General features: G+C 48.5%; 10 protein-coding genes. All 10 read left to right on the top strand.

What is annotated here, in order from left to right; genetic code table 11:
- Window positions 1-209 precede the first annotated feature (209 nt).
- The 10 genes from tilS to dnaB all read left to right on the top strand — a co-directional run bounded on the left by tilS (window position 210) and on the right by dnaB (window position 11,143).
- A complete protein-coding gene (gene tilS / locus KVG29_RS12095) occupies window positions 210-1,601 on the top strand; it encodes a tRNA lysidine(34) synthetase TilS (protein ID WP_252228690.1) in 1,392 nt (463 codons plus the stop codon).
- A 15-nt stretch (window positions 1,602-1,616) separates the two neighbouring features.
- Window positions 1,617-2,153, top strand: coding sequence for a hypoxanthine phosphoribosyltransferase (gene hpt, locus KVG29_RS12090; RefSeq protein ID WP_252228689.1), 537 nt, complete (start codon window positions 1,617-1,619; stop codon window positions 2,151-2,153).
- Between the two features lie 209 nt (window positions 2,154-2,362).
- The gene (gene ftsH, locus KVG29_RS12085; protein ID WP_252228688.1) at window positions 2,363-4,225 is read left to right on the top strand and encodes an ATP-dependent zinc metalloprotease FtsH; all 1,863 of its coding nucleotides are present in this window, start codon (window positions 2,363-2,365) and stop codon (window positions 4,223-4,225) included.
- A gap of 194 nt (window positions 4,226-4,419) precedes the next feature.
- Window positions 4,420-4,902 carry a regulatory protein RecX gene (locus KVG29_RS12080; RefSeq protein WP_252228687.1) on the top strand — a complete coding sequence of 161 codons (483 nt, stop codon included), beginning with the start codon at window positions 4,420-4,422 and terminating at the stop codon, window positions 4,900-4,902.
- 236 nt (window positions 4,903-5,138) lie between these two features.
- A complete protein-coding gene (gene pheA, locus KVG29_RS12075) occupies window positions 5,139-5,963 on the top strand; it encodes a prephenate dehydratase (protein WP_252228686.1) in 825 nt (274 codons plus the stop codon).
- Window positions 5,964-5,985: 22 nt separating this feature from the next.
- Window positions 5,986-6,309 carry a MazG-like family protein gene (locus KVG29_RS12070; protein ID WP_252228685.1) on the top strand — a complete coding sequence of 108 codons (324 nt, stop codon included), beginning with the start codon at window positions 5,986-5,988 and terminating at the stop codon, window positions 6,307-6,309.
- A gap of 16 nt (window positions 6,310-6,325) precedes the next feature.
- A complete protein-coding gene (locus KVG29_RS12065; protein WP_252228684.1) occupies window positions 6,326-7,306 on the top strand; it encodes a DUF2232 domain-containing protein in 981 nt (326 codons plus the stop codon).
- 22 nt (window positions 7,307-7,328) lie between these two features.
- A complete protein-coding gene (locus tag KVG29_RS12540; protein WP_252228683.1) occupies window positions 7,329-9,326 on the top strand; it encodes a DHH family phosphoesterase in 1,998 nt (665 codons plus the stop codon).
- A gap of 3 nt (window positions 9,327-9,329) precedes the next feature.
- Window positions 9,330-9,776 (top strand): 50S ribosomal protein L9, encoded by a 447-nt coding sequence (gene rplI / locus KVG29_RS12055; RefSeq protein ID WP_252228682.1) that lies wholly within the window; start codon window positions 9,330-9,332, stop codon window positions 9,774-9,776.
- Between the two features lie 26 nt (window positions 9,777-9,802).
- Window positions 9,803-11,143, top strand: a complete 1,341-nt coding sequence (gene dnaB / locus KVG29_RS12050) for a replicative DNA helicase (RefSeq protein WP_252228681.1) — start codon at window positions 9,803-9,805, stop codon at window positions 11,141-11,143.
- Window positions 11,144-11,404 lie beyond the last annotated feature (261 nt).

Below are 11,404 nucleotides of genomic sequence, written 5' to 3'. Positions count from 1 at the left end.
CAATTATGTTGAGCCATAGTGAGACCCCCTTGTATGTTTAGTGATTTTGGATATCTATATCATACAGGATTTCTCACTATGGTTCTACTATTTTTTAGGTGTTGCATTTAATTTTACAACGAACCAACCGTATTTTTCGTAAAAATTACCCTTGAAAAATGCTCTCAAAAAGGCTAAAATGTTAATATTCTAATACAAAAGGTGATGGGATGCTGGCGAAGGTTCTCCAAACCATTCACAAGTACAATATGCTGTCACCTGAGGAGCGAGTGCTGGTAGGTATCTCTGGAGGACCTGACTCTGTGGCTTTGCTGCACGTTTTAAAACAGCTTGAAAAGGACATGGGCATTGAAGTCTATGCCGCTCATGTACACCATGGAATTAGGGGGACTGTTGCTGACCGGGATGCTGAATTTGTGGCGCAGCTGTGTCAGCAGTGGAATGTCCCTTTATTTGTTGAGAGGGTTGATGTGCCGCGGCTGGCTGATGAATGGGGCCTGACTTTAGAGGAGGCGGGCAGGATCGTCCGTTACCGCTTTTTTGATGAGGTATTGCAAGACATACGAGGGCATAAGGTTGCGCTGGGGCACAATCGCGATGACCAGGCCGAGACCATCCTGCACCACATATTGCGTGGGACGGGTATGCAGGGGCTGCAGGGGATAAAGCCGGTAAGGCAAAACAAGTTTATACGGCCTCTTATAGAGGTTTCAAGGGCAGAGATAGAGGAGTACTGTCATCAAAACGGTTTGGAATTCAGGTTAGATGCCACCAATCAGGATGTCGCCTATACCCGCAATCGAATACGGCACGAGCTGATACCGTATATAAAGCAGCACTTCAATCCCAACATAGTGGATGCCCTTGTCAGGATGGGGGCTATCATACGCGATGAGGAGGAGTTTTTACAGTATTACTGTCAGAAAGAATACGACAGGCTGGTGAGGGCCTTCAGCCAAAACGAGCTAAGGATCGATTTAGAGGGGTTTTTGGTGCGGCACACTGCCGTCAAACGTCGGGTCCTGAGAATGGCTTTAATGGCCATAGGTGGGACGCTCGATGAGATAGGTGCAAATCACATTGAAGATGTACTCGAGATGGCGTCCAATTCCGCTACCGGTACTATGCTGACGCTGCCCAACGATATAAGGGTGCTGAAGGATTATGACAGCATTGTGGTGTGGCGGGGGGAGTTTCGGCCGTTAGTACCGCTGTTTGAATACTCCTTGGATATCCCTGGCAGGGTCATCATAAAGGAATGCGGGATTGAAATCACAGCCCAGTGGGGGCAGCATAAGGAGGTTTCCTTTTCTTCTCCCTGGCGCGCTTACATTGATGGAGACGTTATCAAAGGAAGGCTGCGGGTTCGCAACAGAAGGCAGGGGGATCGCTTCAAGCCTTTTGGCATGGAAGGCACAAAGAGGCTCAAAGAATATTTTATTGATAGGAAGGTGCCCCGGCATGAAAGGGATGGCATTCCGCTGGTAGTGGATGAAAAAAACATCATATGGGTGGTGGGCTGGCAAATTCACGACGATTACAAGGTCACGCCCATGACCCATAACATTGTACAGCTTGAGGCAAGAAGGATACAAAGTTGATAAAGGGGGAAGAAGATGTTGAAGGGCATAGGAAGAGTTTTAATTGACGAACAGACATTGATGCGGCGCATAGACGAAATGGGGGAGCAGATTACCAGGGATTATCAGGGGAAAGATTTGGTACTGGTTGGGATACTCAAGGGTTCTGTCTTGTTTTTAGCTGATCTGGTCAAGCGCATAAAGCTTCCATTGGTTATGGATTTCATGGCGGTATCCAGCTATGGAAGTTCCACCCACTCGTCGGGTGTGGTTCGTATACTCAAGGACCTGGATGAAGAGATAGAAGGCAAAGATGTGCTCATAGTGGAAGACATAATAGATACCGGCCTTACCCTCAACTATTTGACCGAGCTGCTGCTGTCCCGAAATCCGAGGAGCTTGAAGATATGCTGTTGCCTGGATAAGCCTTCCAGGCGCAAGGTGCCAGTAAAGGTGGACTATATAGGGTTTAGCATCCCCGATGAATTCGTGGTAGGGTATGGCCTGGATTACGCCGAGAAATATCGTAACCTTCCGTATATCTGCGTACTGGATCCTGATAAAGTTGAATGAATTTCTCTTCGAATTTTTGAGGAAAACGTGCGTTGCATTATGGAGTGCGACTGTGATACAATAAAAAAGGCAATGCGATTTGTCAAGCAACGTCAAAATTTAACCAAAAGCGCAGCCTGAGGGGGTACAGCGCCAAAAAAGAATGTTTGTACCGCCGTAAAATAGTGTATTATATAAAAAGCAGTAATAACGGAAAAGGAGGGCTGGGTTTGAGAAAATTTCTGAGGGGCCCAGGCTTTTATCTTATTTTATTGATCGCAATAATATTTTTGGTGACATGGCTGGACCTTGATACAGGGGCAAAAAGGATTTCGTATCCAGAGCTGATTAGCGAGATTGAAAAGGGCAATATCGCCAAGCTGAGAACTGTGGAAAATGCCGCTATAGGTGTAAGAAAGGGCTCCAGATACGAAAACATTTTTCCTGACAAATACGATTTTGAAGTATATCTGCCTTCAAAAGAGGCTTTTATTGAAGATGTAAAGGCTGCCGAGGCAAGAAGGTTGGGTAAATCGCCTGACCAGGTAACACCAGCGGATTTCAGCTTTGAATGGGATCCACAGCCGCCGGCAGAGCCGCCGTGGTGGCTTAATTTATTGCCCTTTGCGGTGCTCATCCTGCTGTTTGTGGCCTTCTGGTTTGTCTTTATGCAGCAGGCTCAGGGCGGTGGGAACCGTGTCATGTCCTTCGGCAAAAGCCGCGCCAGGCTCCACACCGACACCAAGCACAGGGTAACGTTTAGCGATGTGGCGGGCGCCGAAGAGGAAAAATACGAGTTGAAAGAGGTTGTGGATTTTCTCAAGAATCCCAAGAAGTACCTGGAGCTGGGGGCGCGTATTCCCAAAGGGATCCTGCTTGTGGGGCCTCCTGGCACTGGTAAGACTCTGCTGGCCAAGGCGGTGGCAGGGGAAGCTGGTGTGCCGTTCTTCAGCATAAGCGGTTCTGATTTTGTGGAGATGTTCGTAGGCGTAGGTGCGGCCAGGGTCCGTGACTTGTTTGAACAGGCCAAGAAGAATTCCCCCTGTATTATATTCATAGATGAGATAGATGCGGTTGGACGCCATCGCGGTGCGGGATTGGGCGGAGGACATGATGAGCGCGAGCAGACGCTCAATCAACTGCTGGTTGAGATGGACGGATTTTCGGTGAATGAGGGCATTATAGTGATTGCAGCTACCAACCGCCCTGATATTCTGGATCCGGCGCTGTTGCGGCCGGGCAGGTTTGATCGGCGCATCACCGTTGGCATACCCGATATAAAAGGCAGGGAAGAGATACTGAAAGTTCATTCCAAGGGTAAGCCGTTGGCACCCGAGGTGGATTTAAAGGTTCTGGCCAAAAGGACGGCCGGATTTACGGGAGCTGACCTTGAGAACGTCATGAACGAGGCCGCAATACTGGCAGCCAGAAAGGGCTTAAGGCAGATAGGCATGGCGGAGTTGGAGGAGGCCATTACCCGTGTCATTGCAGGGCCAGAGAAGAAGAGCAGGGTGCTCACTGAAAAGGATAAGCGGCTGGTGGCTTACCATGAAGCGGGCCATGCGGTGGTTGCAAAACTGCTACCACATGCTGATCCTGTCCATCAGATATCCATCATTCCACGTGGTATGGCAGGGGGTTATACCTTGACCCTGCCTGAGGAGGATAAGTATTTCGTTTCAAAATCGGAGCTGATGGACGAGATTACCCAGTTGCTGGGCGGACGGGCCGCTGAGGCATTGGTGCTCAATGACATCAGCACCGGTGCTTCCAATGATATACAGAGAGCTACTCAGATAGCCAGGAAGATGGTAACCGAATACGGGATGAGCGAGAACATGGGGCCGGTAACCTTTGGAGGCAAGTACGAGGAGATCTTCCTGGGGAGGGACTGGGGCACCTATCGCAACTACAGCGAAAAGGTGGCTGCACTCATAGACAAGGAGATCAAGAACATCGTGCAGGAGGCTTATGAGCGGGCTGAGACGCTGCTTAAGGAGAACATCAGCAAGCTGCACAAGGTGGCCGAGGCTTTGCTCGAAAGGGAAAAACTGGATGTAGAGGAATTTGAAGAGGTATTTGCCAGCGCATAAAAACAGCATTAGTGTAATACAGGACGGTGTTTTAAAAACACCGTCTTTTTATAACATGGAAGATTTGATGTTTGCTGGAGCTGGATCGGCAACATGTGTCTAATGTATGCATTTTTCTGCGTTTTTTTGAAGTAGTCTTTGGGATAAAGTACCCACCCAGCAGCGTTATACCGGGGAAAGGGGTGAAAATCTATATGGGGTCGGTATCTTACCTTGATGAAGGGCAAAAAGCGGACGAGGCTTACCAAAGGGCTTTAAGGTATCTTGGCTTTCGTCCCAGGACTCAAAAAGAGGTGGAAGAGTATTTAAAGCGAAAGGGCTTTGATAGAGGAGCCATTGAAAAGGCCATAGAAAAGCTGAAAGGGTACCGGTTTATCGACGACAGAGCTTTTGCGTCAAGCTGGGTGAACAGCCGGATGCGAAACAATCCAAAGGGCAGAGCGGCCATGGCACGGGAGCTAAGGCAAAAAGGGGTGGACGCCGAGATAATCGATGAGGTGATGGAGTCGGTTTCCAGAGAACAAGAAGAAGCTGTGGCAAACGGGCTTGCTCAAAAATATTATGAAAAATATAGGGAAGCAGATGAAAGAGAAAGGGTGTATAAAACTGCCCAGGCGCTGGCGCGCAGAGGGTTTGATTGGGAGCTCATACAGAGGATAATCAGAAGGTTGACATAAGTGCTGTATTTGGCATGGACGCCGTATAAGCTGTTTTGTCGGTAAAAACCAACGTTCTTTGGTGTAGATGCCACCTCCTATTGAATTTTCCTGATGGACATTGTGAGCATTGAAGCGGCTGAGTTGTGCACAGCAGTTTGGCTGACTATTTAAGGGATGGGGGGTTCACGACATTGACAAAGAGCCATGCGGCGTATACAATTTAACTTGACGATATCTTAAAAAAGGGGAAAGATATGGAAAAGGTAGGCTATTTGGGACCCGAAGGTACCTTTACCCATGAAGCGGCCCTGCTGTATACAAAGGGGAAACGGGTGGATTTAGTCGAATATCCCACCATTCCTGACCTCATATACGGAGTAGACAAGGGACAAATAGATCATGCGGTGGTCCCTATGGAGAATTCTATGGAAGGAACGGTAAATGTAACGGTTGATATGATAATTCACGAGGTGAGCGTATATATAACTGGAGAGCTTGTGCTGCCTATACATCATTGTTTGCTCGCAAAGCCAGGGGTGCGGTTGGATGAACTGCGGGTTGTACTGTCCCATCCCCAGGCCCTGGCACAGTGCCGCAAATTTTTGTATGAGAGATTGCGCAGCGTGGAGCTGCGCCCCACTTCCAGTACGGCTGCAGCGGCCAGGGAGGTCTCAACAGGTCGGCGGGAATGGGGAGCCATAGGGAGCAAACATGCCGCCAGTGTGTTTGGCCTGGATATTCTTGAAGAAAACATCGAGGAGCATAACGGCAACTGTACCAGATTTGTTGTCTTGTCCAGGGAACAGAGCCAACCAACCGGATATGATAAGACTTCTATCGTATTCAGCGTGGACCATAAGCCTGGGAGCCTGTATCATGCCCTTAGAATCTTTGCCGAGAGGCACATAAACCTTACCAAGATTGAATCACGGCCCATGAAGACAAGCCTGGGCGAATATCTGTTTTTGGTGGATTTTGAAGGGCATGTGCGGGATGCTGTGGTGCAAGAGGCACTGGATGAGTTGGCCGGCCAGAGCAGGTATTTTGCTGTGCTAGGGTCATATCCCAGATTTACGTAAGAGAGGGGTTAAAGCCTTGCGAATGGATAACGAGAGGGAGCTTGACATTGCTAAAAACGTAAAGATTATTGAATGGCTCAAGAGTGAGATATTGCTCTCTATTGCTGAACTCTTTCGCATGCTGGCCAGCAGTGCCAGGGTTTCATCGGACAGCCTGGCCGATTGCCTTGCCAGCATAATCGTGGCTTCTTACCTGCTGGGCAAGAGGCTGGGGATTCACTTTGGCGTGATCGAGCAAAAGATTGTAAACAAGATTCGTCTGGGGATTTTGGAGGAACACGAGATAGAAAAGGACTACGGCGATTTGTCCGAGCTGAAGCAGCATATCAAGGCCAACAGAGAATAAATATGGAGTGTGTGATATGAATTTAAAGTTGAAGGCTGCGTTAGAAAGCGCCCTGATTGCCGCAGTAAGCGCCGTGTTGCTGGTAATACTGCCTTTTATACCTGTGCTAAACGTCGTCGTCTTTATCTGGCCGGTGCCGTTTATTGTACTGGGGGCCAGAAGGGAGCCCTGGGCAGGCATATTAGGGCTTATGATAGCCGGGTTGCTGCTTGGGATGATGTTTCATCCGTTTCTGGGATTTGCTGTGGTCATACTTAATTTCCCACTGGTGCTGGTGCTTTCTTGGGCCATAAAAAAGCGCTTTAACCTGTTTGAATACATCGTCATGTCGGCAGGGGCTGTATTGCTTTCAGCCCTTGTATTCCTAAAAGCGTTTTCCTGGTTTATGGGACAAACGGTGTTTGAATATATAGCCAGCAGCATACGCCAATTTTTCGTCAGCAACATAGTGGATTTTAGCCGCATGATAGACCTGTACGCTCAATTTAAGGTGATAGAAAAGCACATATCTCCAGGGGAGTTTGCGGAGGTGGTTATAGGGCAGCTGGAGCAGTTTGTGCCCTTTGTTCCTTCGATGTTGATCATATTCTCCTTGATATATGGAACCATAAACATGCTTGTGTCGCGCATGGTGCTCAAAAAGCTGGGATATGTGCTTAACGGATTGCCCGAATTCAGCGACTGGATGCTGCCCAGAGGCGCGGGGTTGGGTTTTATGGCCATGCTGCTTATTGCTTATGTGGGCAATTTGCTGGATTTGAGGAATTTTGAGGTCGTGTTTTATACCGTGCTGTCATTATGTTCGTTTGTGTTTTCAATCCAGGGTTTGGCGGTTGCAACGTTTTTCATGAGGCTTAAGATGAGCAGGGTACCAACCTTTTTGCGCGCCGTGATATTGGCTGTGCTTTTTATGATTGCTCCAACGCTTCTAATGTCTCTGGGAATTTTGGAGCAGGTGTTCAAGCTGCGATCGGTGTATCGGCGGATGAATCCGTAGTAGATAAAGAGGTGGATTGTTGGTGAAAAAGCCCACAGTGAAGGGGCTTAATGTTCCCGAAAATCCGATATATTTAGCTGTTATATTGGTGCTTTCGTTGATTGTATGGTATTTCAACTGGGCAATCGGCCTTGCGGCCTTTTTGCTGTTTGTCTATCTGGTATATTATAACTGGAAGGTTACGCGGATAAGAAGGATTGAATGGACGCACTATCTTGAGAACCTATCTGAAAATATAGACTGGTCCACAAAAAACGCGGTATTCAGCGTGCCCATGCCCTTTGTAGTGGTAGAGCTGGACGGAACTATTAACTGGTACAATCCCCGGTTTGGCCAGCTGTTTGAAGGGGAAAGCTTATTTGGCAAAAATATAAAGAACTACATCCCTAAGTTGGACCTCTATGCTCTGCTCAAAAGCAAAGAGAAGGATTGCATACAAATAGAGCTAAATGGCAGGAAGTACCGCCTGTTTTATACGCCCCTGGGCATTAACGGCAACAAGGACAGCCGCAGAGTGATCATATTCATGTATCTACAGGACATCACCGAAGAGGCTTTGTTGAAGGCAAAGTACCATGATGAGCGCCTGGTAGTTATGCTGGTGCAGATCGATAATTATGATGAGGTGGTAAGCAACACCGATGAGGCGAAACGGCCAGTGGTGCTGGCCGAAATTGAGGCTACATTGAGCCAGTGGGCCATTTCTCTCAATGCAGGCTGGAAGAAATTTGACCGCGATAAATTTGTGGTCTTTGCCGAAGCCAAAGCATTGAAGGCGCTGGAGGACAACAAGTTTCAAATACTCGATGCCGTTAGGTCTATCAGTGCAGGCAACAGAATTCCTGTTACCTTGAGCATAGGGGTAGGAGCAGATGGTAAAACCCCTCTGGAGCTCAGCCACTATGCGCAGTTTGCCCTTGACCTGGCTCTGGGGCGGGGAGGGGATCAAGCGGTAGTTAAGCGAGGAACCAAGCTGTTTTTTTACGGGGGCAAGAGCAAAGAAGTTGAGAAGCGTACCAAGGTTAAATCCAGGGTTATTGCCAATGCCCTCAAGGAGCTGATGTCCCAGTCGTGGGGAGTATTCGTCATGGGCCACGAGGCGGCGGACCTCGATTGCCTGGGGGCCGCTTTAGGTATTTACAGATGTGCCCGCCATGTTGGTAAACAGGCTTATATAGTGATGAGCCGGCCCAATCCTTCTATACGCCCCTTGATAAGCAGGCTTCTGGAAGACGAAGAATACCGGGATGCTTTTATAACAGCCGATGAGGCTTTAGCCAGAGTGGATCGCCAGGCAGTGCTGGTAGTAGTGGATGTGCATCGCCCAACCTTTATGGAGGAGCAACGGCTTTTAGGTGCTGTGGACAAGGTGGTGGTGATAGACCATCACAGGAGAAGCGCAGAAGCGGTAGAGAATGCCACGCTGGTATATCTGGAACCCTATGCTTCTTCCACCAGCGAGCTGGTCACTGAAATAGTACAGTATTTCGATGAAAAGGTCGAGCTTAAGCCTGTAGAGGCCGATGCTTTGCTGGCTGGGATAACAGTGGACACCAAAAATTTTATATTCAAAACCGGCGTGCGCACGTTCGAAGCGGCGTCCTATCTCAGGCGTGCCGGCGCAGATCCTGCTTCGGTGCGCCATCTATTCCAGGATGACCTTGATACCTTTCTAAGCCGTGCCGAAGTGGTGAAAAATGCTCAGATAATCGCGCCGGGCGTGGCACTGGCATATTGCCCGCCCAATATCAAAAACGGTTCGCTTATTGCTGCCCAGGCTGCTGACAGCCTGCTTACCATAAAGGGTATACACACTTCCTTTGTCCTGTATCCGAGTGGCGACGGTGTCATGATAAGCGGGAGGTCTTTAGGAAATGTAAATGTCCAGATGGTGCTGGAAAAGCTCGGAGGAGGAGGGCATCTGACGGTTGCGGGGGCGCAGCTTGGCAGCATGAGCCTTGATGAGGCTCGTCAAAAGGTCATTAAGGCATTAAAAGATTATTTAGAGGAGGGGAAATGACAGATGAAAGTGATTCTGCTTCAGGATGTAAAAGGACAGGGAAAACAGGGTGACGTGATCAATGTCAATGACGGATATGCGAGAAACTATCTTTTTCCCAGGAGGCTGGCCATAGAAGCCACCGAGCAAAACTTAAGGGCGCTTAAGGAAAAGAAACAGGCAGAGGCAAGGCGTAAAGAGCATGAACTGGCAGAGGCGCACAAACTGGCAAATACTCTATCGGGACTTACGGTGGTGATAAAAGCCCACAGCGGCAGTGAGGGCAAGCTGTTCGGTTCGGTGACCAATAAGGAGATTGCCGATGAGCTTAAAAAGCAACATAACATGGACATTGACAGAAAGAAAATCGTGTTACCCGAACCCATAAAGAGCACAGGGAACTATGCGGTGACGGTTAAGGTGTATCCCGAGGTTACAGCCACGCTGACCGTGAAGGTTGAAGCGGAGTAACCGGACAAGGGAGAAAGGGAGTTATCATGGCTGAGTTGCTGCAGCGTATACCCCCTCACAATTTAGAAGCCGAGCAATCAGTCCTGGGTTCAATGCTGATCGATGCCGAGGCCGTTTCAGTAGCGGCCGGGTCTTTAAAGGCTGAAGATTTTTATTCCGAAGCCCATAAAGAGATATTCGAGGCCATGCTGAACCTGTATGACCGTGGTGAGCCGGTGGACCTGGTCACCGTTGTGGAAGAGCTGAGACAGAGGGGCACCCTGGAAGGGGTGGGTGGAGCGGCTTATATATCTGACCTGTCTGTGGCTGTCCCTAGCACAGCTAATTTAAAATATTACATACAGATAGTAGAAGAAAAATCAATCTTGCGGCAGCTCATTGCGGCATCCAACGAGATCATAAGGGACAGCTACGAGGCACAGGAAGAGCTGGACATCATTCTGGATAGAGCCGAAAAGAGGATATTTGAAATCTCTCAGCGACAAACCACCAATTACTTTGAACCAATAAAAAATATTCTCCTTGAGACCTATGCCAAGATTGAAGAGCTGTCCAAGAAAAAAGGTGGTATAATAGGTTTGCCTACCGGTTTCCACGAATTTGACCAGAAGACGTCAGGCCTCCATCCTTCAGACCTGATACTGGTGGCGGCCCGGCCATCCATGGGTAAAACCAGCTTTGTGCTAAATATTGCACAGTATGTGGCTTTGCGCCAGAAGGTGCCGGTTGCCATATTCAGCCTGGAGATGTCCAAAGAGCAACTGGTGCAGCGCATGCTGAGTTCAGAGGCCAATGTAGAGCTGCAGAAGATTCGCACGGGAGATCTAAGCGAAGAGGATTGGTTAAAACTCGTGAGGGCCGCTGGACCGTTGTCGCAGGCGCCCATATACATAGACGATACCGGTGGGCTTTCGGTCATGGAGATACGATCCAAGGCGCGCAGGCTTAAGATGGAAAAAGGATTAGGGCTATTGGTCATTGACTATCTCCAGCTTATGTCTGGCAGGGGCAGGGCGGAAAACCGCCAGCAGGAGATATCAGAGATTTCCCGTTCACTGAAGGCCCTGGCCAGGGAACTGAAAGTTCCCGTTATTGCGCTGTCGCAGCTCAGCCGCGCTCCAGAAGCCAGGACCCAGCACCGGCCGATGCTCAGCGACCTGCGCGAATCGGGTGCCATCGAACAGGATGCTGATCTGGTTGTATTCATATACAGGGATGAGTATTATAATCCCGATACCGATAAGAAGAATATAGCCGAGATAATAATTGCAAAACAGCGAAACGGCCCTACCGGCACTGTTGAACTGGTGTGGCTAGGGCAATATACCAAGTTTGCCAATTATGAAAAAAGCCGTCAGGAGTACTGACGGCTTTTTTCATAAAATAATAGCATTTTTCGCTTATAACCGAGTCTCCGCATGTAAAAAACAGGTAATTTAATTACATATATTACCAAAAGGATTTTTGAATTTTTTGTCGAATATATATCCCCTGTAGAAAAATGCAGGGGTGATTGTGAATGGATATAAATGATGTTAAGAGCATAATAGCATACAATGCCTCCAGCATACCAGTATTGTTTGAGATGTGCCGTATTGCAAAAATAGCAGAGACTGTCAATGATATGG

It is taken from the genome of Caldicoprobacter algeriensis (genome assembly GCF_023838525.1).
GTDB lineage: Bacteria > Bacillota > Clostridia > Caldicoprobacterales > Caldicoprobacteraceae > Caldicoprobacter > Caldicoprobacter algeriensis.
The sequence above is the reverse complement of the archived record's forward strand: the minus strand, read 5'-3'. Positions and strand labels throughout refer to the sequence as shown.